A 19,817-nucleotide genomic window follows, 5' to 3' on the forward strand; every position below is an offset into this window, starting at 1 on the left:
GTTCGGACTTATCGGGTAAAACGCTAATGACTGACGTATTTGAACACGAAGATGAGTGGATGTTGGCGGATCAGCCGGTAATGGTACTGCTGGTGGATGATCAGGCCATCATCGCCGAGGCGGTGCGGCGTGCATTAGCTACAGAACCTAATATTGATCTGCATTTCTGCTCCAGTGCTGAACATGCCATCGATCAGGCGGTCGAGATCAAGCCGACCGTCATCCTGCAGGATCTGGTGATGCCATCACTGGATGGTTTGTCGCTGGTCAGGGCTTACCGGGCTCACCCAGCGACCCGGGATATTCCCATCATCGTCCTGTCCACCAAGGAAGAGCCGAAAATCAAGAGTGCTGCCTTTGCTGCCGGTGCCAATGATTATCTGGTCAAGCTGCCTGATGCCATCGAGCTGATTGCCCGCATTCGCTACCATTCACGCTCCTATCAGGCATTACAGCAGCGTGACGAGGCATACCGTGCCTTGCGTCAGAGTCAGCAGCAGTTGCTGGAAGCCAATCTGGTGCTGCAGCGCCTGACCCATTCTGATGGGCTGACCGCATTGTCCAATCGTCGTCACTTTGATGATCATCTCGAAGGTGAATGGCGTCGCGCCCATCGCGATCAGACCTCGCTGTCGTTGCTGATGATCGATATCGATTACTTCAAGCGCTTCAATGACCAGTTCGGGCATATTGCAGGGGACGACGCGCTACAGCAGGTGGCCAACTGTATCGGTGAGAGCTGCAGTCGTCCCCATGATCTGGCCGCACGCTATGGCGGTGAAGAGTTTGCGCTGATTCTGCCTTCCACTTCGGTGGCTGGGGTGAAACTGATTGCCGAAAAAGTCAGGCGGCAGGTGGAAAAGATGGCGATTCCCCATGTGGCGCCGAATGAGCACTCCGTTGTGACCGTCAGTATTGGTGCTTCTTCGATTGTTCCCAAAGAGGCGCGCCCGGCACGCCTGCTGGTGGCGCTGGCGGACAGAGCCTTGTATGAAGCCAAGACCAGCGGCAAGAACCGGGTGGTGTTCCGTAGTCAGGGTGATCTTGAAGAGGGAGCTCTGGACCCAGGTAGTGTCATCTGATCAGGCAGGCTCACGCTCTACCTGATAATTCAGGGAGGAGTGTATATGCGTCTGTTTCGTTGCCATGGCTGCCAACAGCCAGTTTATTTCGAAAATACTCACTGTGAGCATTGTCACGCATCGCTTGGCTTTGTCGCTGAGTACATGGAGGTGACCGCCGTCAGTGCGGAAACTGATGCCGAGGGGGCTGAGTTCTGGCGAGATAACATCCCTTCCGGCGGTCGTCTATGGCGTTACTGCAGCAACAGTGCCCATCAGGTCTGTAACTGGCTGATTCCTGCTGAGGGCGACTCCGCCCTGTGTGAGGCCTGTCGTCTCAATCGTACTATCCCTGACCTTGGTGATGCCGCGCGATTAAGCTGCTGGCGGGCGATAGAAGTGGCCAAACACCGGCTGGTGTACGCGCTGCTGCGCTTAAGACTGCCTTTGCTGAGTAAGCTCGAAGACAGTGAGCGTGGTCTGGCCTTTGATTTTCTGGCAGATTCGGAACCTGCTTTTCGCGAAGGGCCCGGCATACTGACAGGCCATGCACAGGGGGTGATCACTCTCAACATAGCCGAGGCTGACCCCGTCACAAGGGAGGCTATGCGACAGGATATGGCAGAGCCCTATCGAACCCTGCTGGGGCATGTGCGCCATGAAAGTGGTCACTATTACTGGGATCAGCTGATTGCCAACAGCCAGTGGTTACAGCCGTTTCGCGAGTTGTTCGGGGATGAGCAGCAGGACTACGCTCAGGCATTACAGCAACATTATCAGCAAGGTGCCCCACAGGACTGGCAGCAGCGTCATATCAGTGCCTATGCCAGCATGCACCCCTGGGAGGACTGGGCCGAAACCTGGGCGCACTATCTGCACATAGTTGACACCCTGGAAACGGCCTGTGCCTTTGGGTTGTCGATCCGTCCGAGGGCAAAAATTGAGACTGAGCTGGATACGGAGCTGGATTTTGACCCCTATCGTCAGACAGATTTCGGTATCCTGTTTGAAGCATGGCTGCCACTGACATTCGCAGTTAACAGCCTTAATCGCAGTATGGGCCAGCCTGATCTCTATCCCTTCGTCATTTCCCCTCTGGTCGCCTCGAAAATGGACTTTGTCCACCGCGTTATCACCGCTGCGGCTGAGCTTACAAATGCGGCCTGACTTCCGAGTGATCGATGCCATAGACAAAAACGGACTCCATGGGAGTCCGTCTTGAAACGCTCATAGCAGGTGCTTAGTCCTGCACGATAAAGCTCGGCATCAGCAGGTTGGTGATGTAGGCCTCGCCTTCCTCGTTGTTCAGCACATCCTGAGCCGTCTTCAACGCTTCCTGACGCAGTTTCTCCCGTCCTTCAACGGTCTTCATGTCTTCATCGGTCTGACGACTGAACAGCAGCACCAGATCATTGCGGATCTGCGCTGCGTGATATTTGACTAAAAAGGCGCCCTGATCGGAACTTACCCGGAAACTGATGGTCGCTTTAATGTACTTCAGATGCGGCCCGGGTTTGCCGAAGTTGACCACCAGTGGGTCATCGAACTCGACGTAGAAGGCCTGAGGAGCGGCAGGCTTCTCTTCTTCAGCGGACCAGGCCTGAGGCAGTGCCAGCAAACAGCAGAGCAACAGCAGCAGGCGAGAGAGAGGGTGGTGTAGGGTCGTCATGGTATGGGTGTCCTGACCAGTGTCGCAGGAAGTACAAAGCATCTGGCGATTACTATAAACACACCGCTCTGGCTTCTCCAGTTTCAACCGGGCTTACGCCAGCTTGTCAGCAGGTGGGTGAATGGCTAGTGTGAGCGACAGTTTGCAGTAACGGCATGGGGCACAGTGTAAACAGCTGATGTTCAGGATATAAGCGCTTTTATACGAAAAGAGGTTAGCAAGGAATGGTAGTGGGTGATCGTGTCGTCAATGGTGTAGTCGCTGCAGGATGTGCTGCGATGCTGGCAACAGCCTTCTATATTGAAAACTTCATGGGGCTGGAGCCCTGCCCGTTATGCCTGATGCAACGTCTGGTATTTGCCGCTATTGGCTTGGTGTGTTTGCTCGGTTGTTTGCATAATCCAGGCCGGGGAGGGCAGCGTGGCTATGCTGGTATGATGCTGCTGATTGCTCTGGCTGGAATCGGTCTGGCCTGGCGTCAGCTCTGGCTGCAGAGCCTGCCTCCAGAGGAGGTACCTGCGTGCGGCCCAGGTATCTACTACATGCTGGATCGTTTCCCCCTTGGCGATGTGCTGACCAGCATGATCAAAGGTACGGGTGATTGCGCCGAGGTACAGCTGTTTCTTGGGGTCAGTATTCCGGTATGGTCGCTGCTGGCCTTTGTTGGCTGTGCTGCCATCGCACTTTTCCAGATGTTCAAGCGTCGTGCCTGAACTGCAGCGGCTCTTTGTACCCCCATCGGCGCGTCTTCATTGAAGTGATTTATGACAGGATTGCCCCAGCTGATACGTTGGCAGTTGCAGTACAACTTGGTAGAGTGCTGTAAGCGTAAGTACAAGGGGCCTTGCTATGTTGGAAAAATGTGAGTCAGCCAAGGAGCGTTGGGGAGGAGTCAGTGACCTGATCGACGCCTGGTTGCAGGATCGTCAGGAAGTGCTGGTAGCCTACTTCAACTGTTCGCGGCGCGACCACGACAAGAGCCTGCATGCTCGTGTGCAGAAGTTGTGCTCATGGCTGGTCGATTATGCGTCCAAAGGCCATTTCGAGATCTATGAATTGCTGCTGCAAGAGGCAGAGCAGTTTAATGATGGCGGACTTGAGCTGGCTGCCACGCTGATGCCCAAGGTGGAGTCCACCACCCAGATTTTGCTCGACTTCAATGATGACTTCAGCAGTGAAGATGACATGACTCTGGCACAGGAAGAGGGTCTGCCTGATCGCCTGTCGGAGTTGGGTGAAGTGCTGGAAGAGCGCTTTGGTCTGGAAGATCAGCTGATCGAACTGCTGCACTTTATTCATCGCGATCACATCGCCGACGAAGTGGTGTAAAGTCAGTCCTTCCTTACCCTGCCGTCGCGGACAGGTATGGGTAAGGAGGTTCTAATGGCGTCGATGATGTACGCCACCTCTATGTGTATAAATATCCCTCTGCGTCTCTCGTCTATTTTCTCCGAACTTCATATCTTCTCCATGGCTGGCTGGCTGGCTGACGACGTTTGCTGTTTGTGCCATCACATCGCATCACAGAGCATCATGTCGCAGGAGAGTGCGCTGCGCCCGGCGGAGACCGATACGCAGCGTAGGTGTCAGCTGAGGAAAGCGGGAGGGTTGTCGGTGATGATCGCATCCATGCCCCAGGCCCAGTGTTTGGCCACTAATTCCGGTTCATTAGCGGTATAGCAATAGAGCTGATAGCCTGCGCTCTTGATCGCCCTGGCCTGCTTGTAGCTCAACTGGCTGTAGTCACAGTGCAGACTGTAAGCGTTGATAGCCCGCAGTTCGCTCTCCCAGTTGGCAGGAATACCTTCATACAGCTGACCAAGAGGGTAACGACATTGCAGCGCTCTGCAGCGCAGCAACGCGCCGTGATTGAAACTAGAAATGACCAGCATATCGGGCTCTTGCCAGTATTTGTTCAGCAGTGCCAGTGTAGGGTCGACAATCCGGGGATAATCACTGCCCTCGTATTTGATCTCCAGATTCAGGCCCATGCCCAGGCTCTGGATCAGCTGTACCGCATCCAGCAGGGAAGGGATACGCTCCTGGCTGAAGATTGGGTCGAACCAGCTGCCTGCATCCAGGCTTTTCAGATAGTCCCAGCTGGCTTCTTCGAGCAGCCCTTTGCCGTTGCTGCAGCGTTCCAGAGTATCATCGTGGAAAATTACCAGTGAGCCATCATGGGTGACAGAGACATCAATCTCTACCCAGGTGGCGCCGGTTTCAAAGGCCTTGCGAATAGAGGCCAGGGTATTCTCCGGGGCCAGGCTGGCTGCACCGCGGTGGCCGATGACACGCACATCTTGCATTCTTTCATTCCTTCGGCTGCGACCGCAGCGCTCAATATTTGGCTTCCAGGAACGTGTTTACTTTCCGTCGTGGCCAGCCAGGCCATATGAAAAGTGGTCTGGCAGCCAGGGGCTGATCGTAACCCGTCCTAAATTCGCTGTTGGGTGTTGATATCAAACAGATGCCACTGTTGTTGTGGCGCACGCAGATAAAGCATCTGGTCAATGGCAGGTGTGAACGGTCCGGGTGCCCGTACTACAAGCAGTTCGCTGCGCCCTGCGGTATGGCCATAGATCAGGCTTTCTGCGCCCAGCGCCTCAACGGCTTTCACTTGCAGCGCAAAGTCGGCTTCGCTCTCGCTACAGGGCTGCAGATGTTCGGGGCGAATCCCCCAAATCACAGCGCCTCGTTCCTTCGTGTCAGCCTGCAGGCTGACCTGTTCCGTCAGCTGCAGACCCTGATCGGTGATGGAGACAGGCAGCAGGTTCATGGAAGGGGAACCGATAAACTCGGCAACGAAAGTGGTCGCTGGGCGCTCGTACAATTCCAGCGGGCTGCCAATCTGCTCGGCATGTCCCTTGTTCAATACGACGAGCCGGTCCGCCAGGGTCATGGCTTCCACCTGATCGTGGGTCACGTACAGGGTGGTTGTACCAAGCTGGCGTTGCAACTGGCGTATTTCAACCCGCATCTGTACGCGCAACTTGGCATCCAGGTTAGACAGTGGCTCATCGAACAGAAATGCCTGAGGATGGCGAACCATGGCGCGGCCCATGGCCACACGTTGACGCTGCCCCCCTGATAGCTGCTTGGGCTTGCGTTCAAGCAGGTCGGTCAGCCCAAGCAGGCGGGCGCTGTCCGATACCTTGCGCTGGATCTCGTCTTTACTGGCACCGCGATTGCGCAGTCCGTAGGCCATGTTATCGAACACGGTCATGTGGGGGTACAGCGCATAGTTCTGGAACACCATGGCAATATCGCGCTCTGCGGGTTCCTTTTCATTCATGCGCTGGTTGTTGATCAGGAGTTCACCACTGCTGATGCTTTCCAGCCCCGCCACCATGCGTAGCAACGTAGACTTGCCACAGCCCGACGGGCCTACCAGTACAATAAACTCACCATCGGCAATATGCAGATCAATGGCAGGGATGGCCTGGTAGCCGTTGGGGTAGGTCTTGCCGACCTGATTCAGTATTACTTCAGCCATGAGGACTTATTTCTCCGTATCAACCAGGCCTTTGACAAACAGCTTCTGCATACCGACGACCACCAGTACCGGTGGCAACATGGCCAGAATGGTGGTTGCCATAATGCTATTCCAGGCAATATCTCCTTCCGCCACGGACACCATGCGTTTGATGCTCATCACCAGGGTGTAGTAATGATCATCCGTCGTGATCAGTAGCGGCCAGAGATACTGGTTCCAACCGTAGATAAACAGGATGACAAACAAGGCCGCGATATTGGTGCGTGACAGCGGCAGCAGGATGTCTTTAAAGAAACGCCAGGGGCCAGCACCGTCGATGCGGGCGGCTTCCACCAGCTCACCGGGAATGGTGAGAAAGCACTGCCGAAACAGGAAAGTCGCAGTGGCACTGGCAATCAGCGGCAGGGCGAGGCCAGTATAGCTGTTGAGCAGACTGAGATCGGCAACCACCTTATAGGTGGGGACGATACGTACTTCCACCGGCAGCATCAGGGTCATGAAGATGATCCAGAAACACAGCATGCGTAGTGGAAAGCGGAAGAACACGATGGCATAGGCTGACAGGATGGAGATCGCTATCTTGCCCAGTGCGATGGCCAGGGCCATGACCAGCGAGTTGATCATCATCAGCCATACCGGCACATCCACACCGTTACCGGCGGCACTGAAAAGCACTTTCTTCCAGGTAATCCAGCCCTGGTCGCCAAACCACAACGGGATAACCCCCTGCTTGAATGCTTCTGCAGGGTGGGTTGAGGCGACCAGCGCGACCCAGATGGGGAGCGCGACAGCAATAATGCCGAGAATCAGGATGCAGTGACTGAACAGAGTCAGCCAGGGGCGACGTTCTATCATCAGTACTGGACCTTACGTTCGATATAGCGGAATTGAATGACCGTCATCACCCCGACAATCATCATCAGAATGACCGATTGCGCCGATGAGCTGCCAAGATCGAGGCCGATAAAGCCATCGTCGTACACCTTGTACACCAGTATCTTGGTGCTCTGGCCGGGGCCGCCGCTGGTCGTCGCATCGATGATGCCGAAGGTGTCGAAGAAGGCGTAGACCAGATTGACTACCAGCAGGAAGAAGGTGGTAGGGGAGAGCAGTGGGAACACCACGGTCCAGAAACGTTTGAACGGGCTGGCACCGTCAATGGCCGCTGCTTCAATCAGCGAACGTGGAATGGCCTGTAACCCAGCCAGGAAAAACAGGAAGTTATAGCTGATCTGCTTCCAGGTGGCGGCAATGACAACCAGTGTCATGGCCTGATTACCATTGAGGAAATGGTTCCAGTTGATGCCCATGGACTTCAGCCAGACGGCAATCGGTCCGGTGGAGGGATCAAACATGACCCACCACAGCACCCCGGCCAGAGCAGGGGCGACGGCATAAGGCCAGATCAGCAGCGTTTTGTAGATGATTTGCCCCCGCATAACCCGATCAGCCATAACGGCCAGCAGCAACGCCAGCGCAATGCCGACAAACGCCACGGCAAAGCTGAAAAACAGGGTAGTGCCGATCGAGGCGTAATAAAGAGGATCGTGCAGCAGGTGGCTGAAGTTTTCCAGACCAACAAATTCGCTGCTCAAGCCAAAGGCATCTTCCTGATAGAAAGCCTGCTTGACTGCCTGCCCGGCAGGCCAGAGGAAGAATATGGCGGTTACCAGTAGCTGCGGTAGCAACAGCAGCCAGGGTAGGGGTCGTTGCGGGAAAGTTACGGTCATGGGGACTGACTCACTTCCGTAAGGCACGGTATCAGAACACTGGCACGCCCCGAAGACAGGGCGGCCAGTATTCTCACTACACCTTACTTATTGGCTTTTTCGAACTTGCGCAGCAGTTCGTTACCACGTTTGACGGCTGTATCCAGCGCGGTCTTGGCATCTTGCTTGCCGCTCCACACGCTTTCCAGTTCTTCGTCGATGATGTCGCGGATCTGGGCAAAGTTACCCAGACGCAGGCCTTTGGAGTTGACCGTGGGGGTACCTGAAGTCATCTGGATGACGGCGGTCTCAGTACCAGGGTTCTTGTCATAGAAGCCCTGAGATTTGGTCAGGTCATAGGCGGCCTGGGTAATAGGCAGATAACCACTGAACTGGTGCCAGTCAGCCTGGACTTCAGGTTGTGACAGGTAGCTGAAGAATTTGGCCACCCCTTTGTAATGGTCGCTGGGCTTGCCCTGCATTGCCCACAGTGAGGCACCACCGATGATGGTATTCAGCGGCTTGTCGATCTGGCTCTGCCAGTAGGGCAGCTGGCTTACGCCAAAGGGGAAGCTGGCATTTTTTCTGATGCCTGAATATCCCGCAGAAGACTCGGTATACATGGCGCATTCGCCGCTGTAGAACTTCGCGGCGGCATCATTGGTGCGGCCACCGTACTGGAATACGCCTTCTTTCTGCCATTCAGCCATCTTGCTGATGTGCATGACCTGCAGCGGGCCGTTGAAAGCCAGCTCAGCCTTGGTGCTCTTGAAGCCATCGTCTTCGGTGGCGAAGGCAACGTTATGACGGGCGCTGAGGTTCTCCAGCTGAATCCAGGATTGCCATGCTGTAGTGAAACCGCACTGTACGCCAGCGGCGCGCAGTTTTTTGCCTGCTTCGTCCATTTCTTCCCAGGTTTTGGGCGGCTCGACGTTGGCTTTGGCCAGCAGATCCTTGTTGTAGTACAGCACAGGGGTGGAACTGTTGAACGGCATGGACAGCATGTTGCCGTTACTGTCGGTGTAATAACCGGTCACCGCGCTCAGGTAGTTCTTGCTGTCGAATTTCTCACCTGCGTCTTTCATCAGCTGGTATACGGGGTAGATTGCACCTTTTGCCGACATCATGGTGGCGGTGCCTACTTCGAAGACCTGCACGATGTCAGGCTGCTGATGGGCGCGGAAAGCAGCAATTGCAGCTGTCATCGTCTCGGAATAGTTGCCTTTGTACACTGGCTTGACGATGTAGTCGCTCTGGCTCTTGTTGAAGTTGGCAGCGATCTCGTTAACCTTCTCGCCGTTGGCGCCGCCCATGGCGTGCCACCATTCAATTTCCGTAGCGGCCTGACTGGCCAGGGGAAGTAATGCCGCAGACAGTGTCAGGGCTGACAGAGTCATCTTGTTCATCTTGCGTCCTCGTCGGGTTCATTGTTGGAGTTGTCAGTCGAGAGGGATACTACTGCCGGAATATTGCATATTAGTGACTCGATATTTTCGAGTGAAAGAAAATATAACTCACTTGCTTTCAAATGAAAGTTGTTTTTGACATTTTTTTGTCACAAAAAAACGACCTCCATTCGCTTAGACCTTTAGCTCTAATGATGGCTGTCGTGCCTGACCGGGCTGCGCTATGCTCAGGGCAGAGCGGTGCTTGGCAGCAGGGGAAAATGGATTCCATGGTGGTGAAGGTTCGACAACGAAGATGCCGGTGGCAGGTATTGCTGCTGAGTGTGATGCTGGTGCTGAGCGGTTGTTCGGATCGCGAGCCACAGCAGGCCAATGAACTGGCGCTGCGCGGGCTATACAGTGGTGTAGTCTCTGCGGATGCCAGGTTTTCCCTGATTGGTTCGGTTACTCATGGCGGCAGCCTGTGGCAGGTCGATGACAACAAGCGGTTGTATGACTGGAATCACCGGCAGGGTGAGTTCTCCAATCTGGTGGCGATGGATATTGATGACAATGACAAATATGCCGTCACAGCCGCCAGTTTCGACTTTGTGCTGTGGGACATGGCTACCGGCAAAGCCCTGGATTTTCGTCGTGCCCCCAGTGAGATCATGGATCTGTCACTGTCAGCCAATGGCCAGTTGCTGGCATTGGGGCTGACGGATCAGACCGCGGTGCTGTTTGATTTGAAGGCCGGCAAGATCATACAGACCCTGCTGCATGATTCCCGTGTCCGCAAGGTGGATCTCAATGCCCAGAAAGGATTTCTGCTCACCGGAGATGATTCTTTCGTCACTACGCTATGGGACATCAACAGCGGCAAGATGCTGCATCAGCTGAATCTTGGCAATCAGCCCAGTGTGGTCACCCTGTCGGATGACGGCAAGCTGGCATTTTCCGCCGCTCAGCTGAGTAAGGCGATTGTCTGGGATACCCTGACCGGTCAGGTGAAATATACCCTGGCGTCAATGGACTCAATTCTGGATCGTAAGGCCACGTTTACCGCCGCACGCTTTATTGATAAGGGCCAGCGTCTGCTGACCGGTACCAGCAGTGGCAAGGTGATGCTGTGGGATATGCGCACCGGTAGTCTTGATGCAACCTGGCAGCTACATCGTCGTAATGAGCTGAAGCCTGTCAGTGTGTCGGTTGTGTCGGTGGCGAGCAAAGGTGGGGTGCATCATTACGCGCTGGGGTCCAATGGCTTTCTGAATATCCTGCAAGGGCCGTGAGGATACGGCGATGAGCCCTCTGTCGCACTGATCACAGGGTCCCAAAAACACAAAACCCGGCAGATGCCGGGTTTTGTGTTTAACCAACCGATACGCTTATGAGCCGGTCTTGCTGGGCTCAGCAGGCTTCTCTTCTGCCTTGGCATCTGGCTTGAGGATATCCAGCAGTTCCACCTCGAACACCAGCGTCGCGTTGGGAGGAATGCTGCCCGCACCACCGGGACCGTAACCCAGCTCTGGCGGAATATACAGCTCGAACTTGGAGCCAACAGGCATCAGCTGCAGACCCTCGGTCCAGCCGGGGATAACGGCATCCAGCGGGAATTCAGCAGGTTCTTTACGTGCGTAAGAGGAGTCAAACTCGGTACCGTCGATCAGGGTGCCGCGGTAGTTTACCCGAACCTGATCGGTTGACTTGGGCTTGGGACCTTTGCCTTCGCTGATGATCTTGTACTGCAGACCGCTCTTGGTGCTTTTCACACCCTCTTTTTTGGCATTGGCTGCCAGGAAGTCATCAGATTTCTTTTTCGCATCAGCCAGCATTTCGTCCATTTTCTTCTGCTGGAACGACTTGATGGTCTCGGCAACCTGTTCCTGGTTCATGGCAGGTTCAGTTTTGTCATAGATCGCTTTCACGCCTGCAATAAAAGCGTCGTAGTCCAGGGTGTCGACCCGGCTGGACAGCTGCTCACCCAGTACCAGACCGAAGGAGTAGCTGAGCTTGGCATTATCGTTGTCCAGCTTGACCGCATCCGCGGCCAGAACTGGCGCTGCCACTACCATGCTGAGGGCGATCGCCAACAGACGTTTCTTCATGATGCATCCTTAAAGATGTTTAATGTAGTTGTGGGCCGGGCCCGTCGGCGGCGATATGCATAGGGCCGAGTCATGACCCTACGCCTGTTGCATATCACCCTGACGCCGGTGCCTGGCACCAGCTGAGACCTGCCTGCGACGCTTGGAGAGTTCCAAACGTGTTGCCCAGAGGGTACTGAAATCACGGAAGCTAGTCGTTAAGCGCTTCGCTTAATTGTATTTCCAATTGTTCCAGCTCTTCGCTGAGGGCAAGCCAGGCTTCCTCCGCAGTTGCCAAGCGAGTTTGCACTTGCGCTTGCTCACTTAGCAAGATCTTTAACTGATTCTTGCTGCTTTCCTCATAGTTTGCAGGATCTGCCAGTGAGGCATTGAGTTCGTCCAGTTTTTGCTGGGCGTCATGCATTGCTTTCTCGTGCTTTTCCAGCTTCTGCTTGAGAGGGCGCAGCTGTTGACGAATAGCGGCTTCCTGGCGTTTGCGTTCCTTGCGTGCGGCGGCATTGTTGCTACTGCCTTCACTTCTGGATTCGGCTTCTAACTCTACGCGCTGACTGGCTTGACGGTCTGCCAGCCAGCGCTGGTAATCTTCCAGATCGCCAGCAAATTCTTCGACCTTACCGCCTTCGACCAGCAGGAATGTATCGACGCAGGAACGCAGCAGGGCGCGATCATGCGATACCAGAATCAGGGCGCCTTCAAACTCTTGTAGTGCCAGAGTGAGGGCGTGACGCACTTCCAGATCCAGGTGGTTGGTCGGTTCGTCCATCAGCAGGACGTTTGGCTTCTGGCAGGCAATCAGGGCCAGGGCAAGGCGTGCTTTTTCACCGCCGGAGAAAACGCCCACCAGTTCAAATACCCGGTCGCCCTGAAAGCCAAAGCTGCCGAGGAAATTCCGTACATCCTGGTCGCTCAGTTCGGGCTTCAGGCGCTGCAGATGCAATGCCGGGTTGGCTTCCATATCCAGTGCTTCCAGCGTGTGCTGAGCGAAGTAGCCAATGCGTAAATGTTCACCGCTTTGATACTCGCCACCCTGCAGAGGCAGCTCGCCCACCAGGGTTTTGATCAGGGTGGATTTACCTGCACCGTTGGGGCCGAGCAGGCCGATACGCTGGCCGGGCTGCAGGCTGAGCTTCATATTGCGGATGATGCTTTTGTCGCTGTAGCCAAGATCTGCCTGTGTCAGTGCCAGCAGCGGATGAGACAGTTTGTCACTGGCTTCAAAGCGGAATGTAAAAGGAGTATCGACGTGAGCTGCCGCAATACGCTCCATGCGTTCCAGCGCCTTGATCCGGCTCTGGGCTTGCGTCGCCTTGGTCGCTTTGGCCTTGAAGCGACGGATAAAGTCTTCCATATGGGCGATCTGTGCCTGCTGCCGCTCAAACATGGCTTGCTGTTGCGCCAGACGCTCCGCGCGTGCCTGTTCAAAGAAGGTGTAGTTACCTTTGTACAGAACGGTTTTGCACTGATCGAAGTGCACTACGTAGTCGACCACGTTGTCGATAAAGTCACGGTCGTGAGAGATAAGCAGCAGGGTGCCTTGATACTGGCGCAGCCACTGCTCCAGCCATAAGGTGGCATCCAGATCCAGGTGGTTGGTCGGCTCATCCAGCAATAGCAGGTCAGAAGGGCACATCAGTGCCTGGGCGAGGTTGAGACGGATGCGCCAGCCGCCGGAGAACGACTGCACGGCACGCAGATGATCTGCCGCACCGAAGCCAAGGCCGTCAAGCAGTTGCCCCGCACGACTGCGGGCACGGTAACCATCAATGGCATCAAAGCGTGCATGCAGCTCGCCCAGCTCAACGTGGCGCTCCTCCGCTTCGGCAGCGACCATTTCTCGCTCCAGTCGGCGGAACTCGCTGTCACCGTCGAGCACGTAGTCGAGGGCAGTGCGCTCCGAGGCATGTACTTCCTGTGCCATATGCGAAATGCGCCAGCTGGGGGTGATATTCAGCTCACCACTGTCTGGATGCAGCTCACCCATGAGCAATTTGAACAGGCTTGACTTGCCTGCGCCGTTGGCGCCGATAATGCCCACTTTGTATCCGGGGTTGAGAGTCAGGTCTGCCTTGTCCAGCAGAAGCTGCTTTCCTCTCTGTAAACTGAGTGCACTGAGTTTGATCATGACCTATCCGACATATACGCAGGCCGAGGCGGCCTCGTTGTGGTCCTTCGCCTGTTGCCTGTACCGGCAGCCCGGCGTGATGCAGGCTTGCCTGAGTGTTCAGGATCAGCACGGGCTGGCCGTGAACTGGCTGCTGGCCTGTTGCTGGCTGGGCTGGCGCGGACAAAGGCTGGATTATAGCGTGATTCAACAGGCGACGGCATGGCAGCAATGGCATCTGCAGGTGACGTTGCCACTGCGTCAGGCGCGATGTGCCGTGGGGCAGGAAAACAAGAGTCATTCGCTGTATGCGCGTTTGAAGGATGATGAGCTGGCAGCGGAGCGTGAAGAGTTGCAACGGCTGCAGCTTTTGTTACTGGGTAGTGAGCGTGAACCTTCTGCGGAGCCAGATGCGCGGGCGCTGGCTGGCATTAATCTGCGCTGCTATCTGCAGTCTCAGGGGCTGAGTGAAGTACATGTCGATCTGTCGGCCCTCAGTCAAGGGATACCGTCGCTGGGCGTAGTAGCACTGTTTGGGTGAGGGGCGGAACTTACGGCGATTACTGCTGGAGTTCCGCTGCCTGTTCTGAAAATTGGTGCATGAATGCACGTATACGGGCGGCATTGACACCCAGATCGCTCCGCCCCAGTCGCGATGATGAACGCATGTCCAGCAGGCTGCCTGCTGGCTGAGGCCGGATGCGAATCACTACATCGTCACGGAAACGTAGTATCGGCGTGATGGCAGTTGCTTCGAGCATGCCTTCCTCGGGTGTACTGCTAACCAGTATCCAGCCTGACTGTTCAATCAGGTGTTGTGCCAGTGCGAAGCTTTTCTTGGCTGAGAGCGTGCTCTGCAAAGGGCGAATATCCGCATAAGCTTGCTTTTGTATGGCGGCGAATTCAGGAGGATAGAGAGGAGAGTTCTGCCAGCTGCTGCGCAGGCTGATTACCTTGTGATAAGTGGGTGGATCTTGCAGGTCGGTAGAAATATCGTTGATAGGAATAAGCCGGTCTCTTATGGCGAACAGATATATCAGCAGGGAGAGCAACAATCCCAGCATAGACATTATCGGTATGGCTACTCTACGCGTGATCTTCATTATTCAGTGTCCGTCATGAATTTCTCGTCGACTGCGCAGTTGCTTACTGCACCTTGCTTTCGTCGCTATTTGCTGATCCCCAATGGCTCCCTTACAATAAACGACCTCTGAACAGACTGCATTGCTGCAGTATGGTGACTGGATGCTGTACTGGCATGATTAAGCCTAAAAGAAAAACATTGTCGGAAAAGTGGCGCTTGGCAGCGGTCAGGCAGGGAGTTGATGTTAGTGTCGCCCGGCTTGGGCAGTTGGTGTTTCAGGCACACTATGAAGGTCGCCTCCCTTACGCAGAGAATGTGGGTATTAATGCCTGGGGGAACATGATCAGTTTCGCCTTGAATGAACCCGACGCTGCGAAGGAACACTGGAAGTGGTTGCTTGCCACGGAGTTGCCGGAAGAGCAGACACCTCAGGAGGAGCCGGGAGATCACGGCCAGATGCCGCTGTTCTGATTCAGGCGGAGTTTTGCAGCTTCATTGCTCTGAATAATTTTGACGTGTACCGCTTACTTGTTACTGCTCTGGTGTCTGCAAACACGTTGATGCCGTGGCTGTTTTCTGGAGGAGGTTTTATGTCACATGATGCAAAAGACGCAACGGGCATATTCACCTGGCTATTGGTGCTGGTTGCCTTTGTACTGATTTGTGCCCCTGCATTGATTGCCTTGAGCCGGGTTCAGTATTAGTTTGACGGGTTATACTGCCACGGAGCAAGGGAGTGCGGTGGTTGGATATATCTCTGTGTGCCGCTGCCCTCTGATGACGGAGAGGTAGCGATTAAACTTTCAACTCGATCGGAATGGAAACCGTGATGCCTCTGTACTCGTTCACTAAAACCAAAGTGTTTTTTTTGTTTGTCTTCTTAACTCTGGGGTGCTGGCGTTCTGGCTGGGCTGACGAGGCCTCGATTATCGTCAAGCTGGATCAGCGTGACCTGACTACCGTGACGCTGAGTGAATTACGCACCAAGTTGCCTGTTACTGACGTGCATATTGATCATCCCTTTCTGCGTAAAGAAAAGAACTACCGGGCTGTCGCTTTAAAAGCGTTGCTTGAAATGGTCTATGGTGAGCGACTTAAGGGCGTTCACCAGCAGGTGATCTTCAAGGCAATTGATGGTTATGAAGCGAGCGGTGATATAGGGCATCTACTACAAGAGGGGGGCTACATTGCTTTTGCTGATCTTGATCGTCAGGGGGAATGGGAGCCTGTTACCAAAATGCAGGCCGATCCGTCTCCCTATTTCCTGGTCTGGACTGCTCACGATCAGACTATAGGCAAGGGGTATCCCTGGCCGTGGGCTATTTCTAGCATCGACTTACGTACAAAACCCTGAAATCGAGCTGATCATTAACAGGTCGGACTACTTCCATAGATATCTCAAGAGCCAGAGTGGCTAAAACGTCGATAGCCACTCTGCAGCAGCGACATCATGCATACCCCCAGCATTCCTCCCACGCTGTCAATAATCACGTCATGGATCTCCAGGTAGTGATGGTGCCCCACTATTTCACAGGTCTCATGGGCAATCGCCAGTAAGACTGCGAAGCCGAGATTGAAATGCATGGGCGTGCGGGGTAATGCCCACTGGCCGAGCATACCTATTGCTGCAAACACTCCTATGTGAATGAGCTTGTGCCATTTTCCTCCTGCAAGTTGTCCTGCCAGAGGTATGAAAGCTGCTGCAAATACGACTGCCAGTAGTAGCAGTACAATGACGTGACGTACAAGCAGACGGCGATGCCATGGGGAGTATGAGGAAGAGGTCATGGTCGATAAGGTAACTTTTTCATTCCAGAATTGCGATTCCATCATCGCGCTCAAAATTAAGCCGATGGTAGCTGAGTCGCAATTAGGCTCTTATAACTGACAGGGAGATTTATGCTCTTTAGCTTAGATGTATGAGGGATGTATACGGTTGCTGGTTGGTATCGCCAGAAACAAGAAACCCAGCAAAGCTGGGTTTCTATGCACAGCGAGATAAGGATTAAGCTGCAAAATTGGCAGCAACGAAATCCCAGTTCACCAGTGCCCAGAAGTTTTCTACATACTTGGGACGGGCATTGCGAGTGTCTACATAGTAGGCATGCTCCCAAACGTCACAGGTCAGCAGTGGAGTCACTCCATCTTCAGTCAGAGGCGTTCCGGCATTGCTGGTAGAACGTAGTTCCAGTTCACCTGCGGCCGTTTTCACCAGCCAGGCCCAGCCAGAACCGAATGTGCCAATGGCAGTTTTGGTGAATTCTTCTTTGAACGCGGCAAACGAGCCAAATTTAGCGTTGATGGCATCAGCCAGCGCTCCGGTGGGTTCGCCACCTGCGTTGGGTGCCAGGCAGTTCCAGTAGAAGGTGTGGTTCCATACCTGGGCGGCGTTATTGAACAGGCCACCGCTGGAGCTGCGGACGATCTCTTCCAGTGATTTGTTTTCGTTGTCGGTGCCTGCAACCAGATTGTTCAGGTTGGTTACATAAGTCTGATGATGCTTGCCGTAATGGTATTCCAGGGTTTCCTTGGAGATATGGGGCTCCAGTGCATCCATCGCATATGGCAGAGCGGGAAGTTCAAAGCTCATGGTTGTCTCCTATCATCGGTGCTAAGCAAACGGTTGTGGTTTTTTCGATCTATGATGCGGTGCCATCATATCACTGCCCTGAGCCCTTTGCATGGCCAGAGATAGTGATCGCGGATTTAAGCTTTTCTCGGAAGATGGGCCATAAATCCACGATTTTATTATGGTTAATCGCCGGGTTCGATTATTTGTTACTCTGGTGGTCCAGATAGCGTTCTGCATCCAGCGCGGCCATGCAGCCTGCCCCGGCAGAGGTTATGGCTTGACGGTAGATCTGGTCTGCAACATCACCTGCGGCGAAAACACCGGCAATACTGGTCGCAGTGGCATTGCCTTCGCTTCCGCTTTTTACTTTCAGATAGCCATTGTTCATGTCCAGCTGACCTTCAAACAGGCTGGTGTTCGGCGTGTGGCCAATGGCAATAAAAATGCCATCTACTGCCAGATCTTTCGTAGCGCCAGTATCGGCATCCTTGATACGCATACCGGTTACGCCCATGTCGTCGCCCAGAACTTCATCCAGGGTGTGATTCCATTCAATCTTGACGTTGCCATCTTTCGCTTTGGCCAGCAGCTTATCCGCCAGGATTTTTTCTGAGCGGAAGCTATCACGGCGATGTACCACGGTGACTTCGGCAGCAATGTTTGAGAGGTAAAGCGCCTCTTCTACTGCAGTATTGCCGCCACCAATCACTGCAACTTTCTTGTTGCGATAGAAAAATCCATCGCAAGTAGCACAAGCCGATACGCCTTTGCCTTTAAAGGCTTCTTCGCTGTCCAGACCAAGATATTTGGCACTGGCGCCGGTACAGATGATCAGAGAGTCACAGGTGTAGATGCCACTGTCGCCTTCCAGACGGAAAGGGCGCTGCTGCAGGTCGGCGGTATGGATGTGATCAAAGATAACTTCTGTATTGAAGCGTTCTGCGTGCTGGCGCATACGTTCCATGAGGTCCGGGCCTTGCAAGCCTTCTACGTCGCCTGGCCAGTTGTCCACCTCAGTAGTGGTGGTCAATTGACCTCCCATCTGCATGCCAGTGATCAAGACTGGATTCAGGTTTGCTCGTGCTGCATATACTGCCGCAGTGTAACCGGCTGGGCCCGAACCCAGAATCAACAGACGAACGTGTTTGGCTTCGCTCATAATGCACCTTTACTCAATAAATGCGTTGGCCTTGCAATGGTGGCGCAAGGTACAGATTTCAATAGCAGGACAGAAAGCGAGACATTCTAGAGGGGCGCGGAGACATCTTATAGTAGTGACCGCTTATGAGCTTGATAGGACGTGACTATTAAAATATCCCCCCACAAGTCGTCTCAGACTTGTGGGGGCGACTATGTCGTTTTCCGGTGACGCAATGGTTATTTCGACGCGCTATCTACCATATATTGGACAGCATTCTTTATCTCATCATCGGAACATGTTGCACAGGTCCCTTTGGCGGGCATTGCGTTGAAGCCGTTTAACGCATGGTTCATTAATGTTTCCATCCCTTTGGCGGCTCGCTCTTGCCAATCAGTGGTGCCAAATTTTGGTGCATTGAGCAATCCGCTGGCATGGCATGTATGGCAGGATGCGTTATACACATCTTCACCTGTTCGAGCCCCGCTTGCAGACGCGGGCCCTGCAGCAACGGTATTGGCACATTCTTGCCCTTCCAGGCATACAGTAGCAAATGGCTTGATCCGGTTAGCGATAGCTTCTTCAGAGTTTACTGCCGCTATACTCTGCATGTTCAGCAACGTACACATTCCTAGTACTGCAAGGATGGATGTGGGCTTGATGAGAGTATGCATCTTGTTAGGGTTGGTCACGGTAGCCTCTCTATCGGGTCGCGGTAAGCACGATCTTGAGCAATCGCCTCACATGAGGCGTGCGGTACTGCTGATTTTGCTAAAACGTGCATGAATTATAGTCGGAGATACCCATAGCGGAAATAAGGTCTCTTGTGAGGGGGATCAACAAAAAATCCTTTAATTTCTTGATTTTGTGATTGTAAGCTCTGGACGTCAGTTTGATCGCTGAGTAATATACTGCGTCGTTCTTACCTGTCTGGTAAGAACATTGCGCCTGTAGCTCAGTTGGATAGAGTAGCAGATTCCGATTCTGTTGGTCGGGGGTTCGAATCCCTCCAGGCGCGCCATCAAACACTTCATTCTATACATACTCCTCCTCTTATATATCTAAGTCGCTTCTATCTCCTCCTCTTTAATAGTCATGACATTTATAGCGCTGTTCGGTCAGTTGAGTGGTGATGGCTTGTTAACGACATCGTCTTTCGCATTGATGCTGGTTGTGAGTTGAAGTTGGCCTATTGGTGAAGGCCCTACGGGGCCTTTTGCGCTTGTGGTGGTCAGTTTTAGGGTGTTTTGCATTTTGTTGAGAAGAGTGTTGACAGACTCCCGGAAGTGCCTATAATGCGCCCCCACTGAACACGCAGCGACACGCTGAGTGCTCCGGAAGAAAAAGAAGATGTTCAAATTCAGTACCTTAGCCGGCAACGGCGAATACTGAAGAAAAGCCAAGCGAAAACGCGGCTTGACATCTTCCGGTGATTCGATAGAATGCGCACCTCTTCTTTACTGGTGGTTGCGATCGCCAGCTGCTCTTTAAAAATCA

21 protein-coding genes and 1 tRNA gene are annotated in these 19,817 nt (G+C 53.9%); 9 read left to right on the forward strand and 13 right to left on the reverse strand.

Annotated elements, in window-relative coordinates; genetic code table 11:
- The first annotated feature begins 26 nt into the window (after positions 1-26).
- The gene (locus WH50_RS21835; protein WP_207780427.1) at positions 27-1,082 is read left to right on the forward strand and encodes a diguanylate cyclase; all 1,056 of its coding nucleotides are present in this window, start codon (positions 27-29) and stop codon (positions 1,080-1,082) included.
- Between the two features lie 45 nt (positions 1,083-1,127).
- Positions 1,128-2,228, forward strand: a complete 1,101-nt coding sequence (locus WH50_RS21840) for a zinc-binding metallopeptidase family protein (RefSeq protein WP_110189344.1) — start codon at positions 1,128-1,130, stop codon at positions 2,226-2,228.
- Between the two features lie 73 nt (positions 2,229-2,301).
- Here the strand turns inward: WH50_RS21840 and WH50_RS21845 are convergent, their stop codons facing one another.
- Positions 2,302-2,730, reverse strand: a complete 429-nt coding sequence (locus tag WH50_RS21845; protein WP_165838514.1) for a flagellar basal body-associated FliL family protein — start codon at positions 2,728-2,730, stop codon at positions 2,302-2,304.
- A gap of 230 nt (positions 2,731-2,960) precedes the next feature.
- Here WH50_RS21845 and WH50_RS21850 point away from each other — a divergent pair, with 230 nt between their 5' ends.
- Positions 2,961-3,443, forward strand: a complete 483-nt coding sequence (locus tag WH50_RS21850; protein WP_243410226.1) for a disulfide bond formation protein B — start codon at positions 2,961-2,963, stop codon at positions 3,441-3,443.
- Positions 3,444-3,579: 136 nt separating this feature from the next.
- Positions 3,580-4,059, forward strand: coding sequence for a sigma D regulator (gene rsd / locus WH50_RS21855; protein ID WP_110189347.1), 480 nt, complete (start codon positions 3,580-3,582; stop codon positions 4,057-4,059).
- Positions 4,060-4,316: 257 nt separating this feature from the next.
- Here rsd and WH50_RS21860 read toward each other — a convergent pair whose 3' ends face one another.
- From WH50_RS21860 to ugpB, 5 genes are all read right to left on the reverse strand, one after another.
- Complete coding sequence (locus WH50_RS21860) at positions 4,317-5,036, reverse strand: glycerophosphoryl diester phosphodiesterase (RefSeq protein ID WP_110189348.1); 720 nt, start codon at positions 5,034-5,036, stop codon at positions 4,317-4,319.
- 128 nt (positions 5,037-5,164) lie between these two features.
- Positions 5,165-6,223, reverse strand: a complete 1,059-nt coding sequence (locus WH50_RS21865; RefSeq protein WP_110189349.1) for a sn-glycerol-3-phosphate import ATP-binding protein UgpC — start codon at positions 6,221-6,223, stop codon at positions 5,165-5,167.
- A gap of 6 nt (positions 6,224-6,229) precedes the next feature.
- Positions 6,230-7,078: a sn-glycerol-3-phosphate ABC transporter permease UgpE gene (gene ugpE, locus WH50_RS21870; protein ID WP_104155676.1), complete on the reverse strand. Its 849-nt coding sequence runs from the start codon at positions 7,076-7,078 to the stop codon at positions 6,230-6,232.
- The gene (gene ugpA, locus WH50_RS21875; RefSeq protein ID WP_110189350.1) at positions 7,078-7,953 is read right to left on the reverse strand and encodes a sn-glycerol-3-phosphate ABC transporter permease UgpA; all 876 of its coding nucleotides are present in this window, start codon (positions 7,951-7,953) and stop codon (positions 7,078-7,080) included. Before ugpA ends, ugpE begins: the two co-directional genes overlap by 1 nt.
- A gap of 83 nt (positions 7,954-8,036) precedes the next feature.
- Positions 8,037-9,338, reverse strand: coding sequence for a sn-glycerol-3-phosphate ABC transporter substrate-binding protein UgpB (gene ugpB / locus WH50_RS21880; protein ID WP_207780428.1), 1,302 nt, complete (start codon positions 9,336-9,338; stop codon positions 8,037-8,039).
- A 260-nt stretch (positions 9,339-9,598) separates the two neighbouring features.
- On the opposite strand from ugpB, the gene WH50_RS21885 reads away from it, so the two are divergent.
- Positions 9,599-10,609, forward strand: coding sequence for a WD40 repeat domain-containing protein (locus tag WH50_RS21885; RefSeq protein WP_110189351.1), 1,011 nt, complete (start codon positions 9,599-9,601; stop codon positions 10,607-10,609).
- Between the two features lie 96 nt (positions 10,610-10,705).
- Here the strand turns inward: WH50_RS21885 and bamJ are convergent, their stop codons facing one another.
- Both bamJ and WH50_RS21895 read right to left on the reverse strand, forming a co-directional pair.
- Entirely contained in the window at positions 10,706-11,425 is a 720-nt protein-coding gene (bamJ, locus tag WH50_RS21890; RefSeq protein ID WP_104155679.1) for a BamJ family beta-barrel-assembly machinery protein, read from the reverse strand.
- A gap of 190 nt (positions 11,426-11,615) precedes the next feature.
- Positions 11,616-13,547: an ABC-F family ATP-binding cassette domain-containing protein gene (locus tag WH50_RS21895; protein ID WP_110189352.1), complete on the reverse strand. Its 1,932-nt coding sequence runs from the start codon at positions 13,545-13,547 to the stop codon at positions 11,616-11,618.
- Between WH50_RS21895 and WH50_RS21900 the strand changes: the two genes are divergently transcribed.
- Positions 13,546-14,067: a TIGR02444 family protein gene (locus tag WH50_RS21900; protein ID WP_165838515.1), complete on the forward strand. Its 522-nt coding sequence runs from the start codon at positions 13,546-13,548 to the stop codon at positions 14,065-14,067. The genes WH50_RS21895 and WH50_RS21900 overlap by 2 nt on opposite strands.
- Before the next feature lie 19 nt (positions 14,068-14,086).
- Here WH50_RS21900 and WH50_RS21905 read toward each other — a convergent pair whose 3' ends face one another.
- Positions 14,087-14,629, reverse strand: a complete 543-nt coding sequence (locus WH50_RS21905; protein WP_110189354.1) for a DUF1499 domain-containing protein — start codon at positions 14,627-14,629, stop codon at positions 14,087-14,089.
- Between the two features lie 155 nt (positions 14,630-14,784).
- Between WH50_RS21905 and WH50_RS21910 the strand changes: the two genes are divergently transcribed.
- Positions 14,785-15,081: a hypothetical protein gene (locus tag WH50_RS21910; RefSeq protein WP_104155683.1), complete on the forward strand. Its 297-nt coding sequence runs from the start codon at positions 14,785-14,787 to the stop codon at positions 15,079-15,081.
- Between the two features lie 358 nt (positions 15,082-15,439).
- Entirely contained in the window at positions 15,440-15,964 is a 525-nt protein-coding gene (locus tag WH50_RS26430) for a hypothetical protein (RefSeq protein ID WP_165838516.1), read from the forward strand.
- 44 nt (positions 15,965-16,008) lie between these two features.
- On the opposite strand, the gene WH50_RS26185 is transcribed toward WH50_RS26430, so the two are convergent.
- From WH50_RS26185 to WH50_RS21935, 4 genes are all read right to left on the reverse strand, one after another.
- Positions 16,009-16,443 (reverse strand): VanZ family protein, encoded by a 435-nt coding sequence (locus tag WH50_RS26185; protein WP_133251400.1) that lies wholly within the window; start codon positions 16,441-16,443, stop codon positions 16,009-16,011.
- 172 nt (positions 16,444-16,615) lie between these two features.
- Entirely contained in the window at positions 16,616-17,200 is a 585-nt protein-coding gene (gene sodB, locus WH50_RS21925; RefSeq protein WP_110189356.1) for a superoxide dismutase [Fe], read from the reverse strand.
- Positions 17,201-17,381: 181 nt separating this feature from the next.
- Positions 17,382-18,341, reverse strand: a complete 960-nt coding sequence (gene trxB, locus WH50_RS21930) for a thioredoxin-disulfide reductase (protein WP_110189357.1) — start codon at positions 18,339-18,341, stop codon at positions 17,382-17,384.
- Between the two features lie 218 nt (positions 18,342-18,559).
- The gene (locus WH50_RS21935) at positions 18,560-19,012 is read right to left on the reverse strand and encodes a c-type cytochrome (RefSeq protein ID WP_243410227.1); all 453 of its coding nucleotides are present in this window, start codon (positions 19,010-19,012) and stop codon (positions 18,560-18,562) included.
- 252 nt (positions 19,013-19,264) lie between these two features.
- Here WH50_RS21935 and WH50_RS21940 point away from each other — a divergent pair.
- Positions 19,265-19,341: transfer RNA gene (locus WH50_RS21940), tRNA-Arg, on the forward strand.
- Positions 19,342-19,817: the final 476 nt, after the last annotated feature.

Source organism: Pokkaliibacter plantistimulans, from assembly GCF_003194385.1.
Lineage (GTDB): Bacteria > Pseudomonadota > Gammaproteobacteria > Pseudomonadales > Balneatricaceae > Pokkaliibacter > Pokkaliibacter plantistimulans.

Excerpts from the sequence above, each read along its gene's own strand:
- WH50_RS21835 (WP_207780427.1), top strand. The coding sequence starts at position 27 with ATGACTGACGTATTTGAACACGAAGATGAGTGGATGTTGGCGGATCAG.
- WH50_RS21840 (WP_110189344.1), top strand. The coding sequence starts at position 1,128 with ATGCGTCTGTTTCGTTGCCATGGCTGCCAACAGCCAGTTTATTTCGAA.
- WH50_RS21845 (WP_165838514.1), bottom strand. The coding sequence starts at position 2,730 with ATGACGACCCTACACCACCCTCTCTCTCGCCTGCTGCTGTTGCTCTGC.
- rsd (WP_110189347.1), top strand. The coding sequence starts at position 3,580 with ATGTTGGAAAAATGTGAGTCAGCCAAGGAGCGTTGGGGAGGAGTCAGT.
- WH50_RS21860 (WP_110189348.1), bottom strand. The coding sequence starts at position 5,036 with ATGCAAGATGTGCGTGTCATCGGCCACCGCGGTGCAGCCAGCCTGGCC.
- WH50_RS21865 (WP_110189349.1), bottom strand. The coding sequence starts at position 6,223 with ATGGCTGAAGTAATACTGAATCAGGTCGGCAAGACCTACCCCAACGGC.
- ugpE (WP_104155676.1), bottom strand. The coding sequence starts at position 7,078 with ATGATAGAACGTCGCCCCTGGCTGACTCTGTTCAGTCACTGCATCCTG.
- ugpA (WP_110189350.1), bottom strand. The coding sequence starts at position 7,953 with ATGACCGTAACTTTCCCGCAACGACCCCTACCCTGGCTGCTGTTGCTA.
- ugpB (WP_207780428.1), bottom strand. The coding sequence starts at position 9,338 with ATGAACAAGATGACTCTGTCAGCCCTGACACTGTCTGCGGCATTACTT.
- WH50_RS21885 (WP_110189351.1), top strand. The coding sequence starts at position 9,599 with ATGGATTCCATGGTGGTGAAGGTTCGACAACGAAGATGCCGGTGGCAG.
- bamJ (WP_104155679.1), bottom strand. The coding sequence starts at position 11,425 with ATGAAGAAACGTCTGTTGGCGATCGCCCTCAGCATGGTAGTGGCAGCG.
- WH50_RS21900 (WP_165838515.1), top strand. The coding sequence starts at position 13,546 with ATGACCTATCCGACATATACGCAGGCCGAGGCGGCCTCGTTGTGGTCC.
- WH50_RS21895 (WP_110189352.1), bottom strand. The coding sequence starts at position 13,547 with ATGATCAAACTCAGTGCACTCAGTTTACAGAGAGGAAAGCAGCTTCTG.
- WH50_RS21905 (WP_110189354.1), bottom strand. The coding sequence starts at position 14,629 with ATGAAGATCACGCGTAGAGTAGCCATACCGATAATGTCTATGCTGGGA.
- WH50_RS21910 (WP_104155683.1), top strand. The coding sequence starts at position 14,785 with ATGATTAAGCCTAAAAGAAAAACATTGTCGGAAAAGTGGCGCTTGGCA.
- WH50_RS26430 (WP_165838516.1), top strand. The coding sequence starts at position 15,440 with ATGCCTCTGTACTCGTTCACTAAAACCAAAGTGTTTTTTTTGTTTGTC.
- WH50_RS26185 (WP_133251400.1), bottom strand. The coding sequence starts at position 16,443 with ATGATGGAATCGCAATTCTGGAATGAAAAAGTTACCTTATCGACCATG.
- sodB (WP_110189356.1), bottom strand. The coding sequence starts at position 17,200 with ATGAGCTTTGAACTTCCCGCTCTGCCATATGCGATGGATGCACTGGAG.
- trxB (WP_110189357.1), bottom strand. The coding sequence starts at position 18,341 with ATGAGCGAAGCCAAACACGTTCGTCTGTTGATTCTGGGTTCGGGCCCA.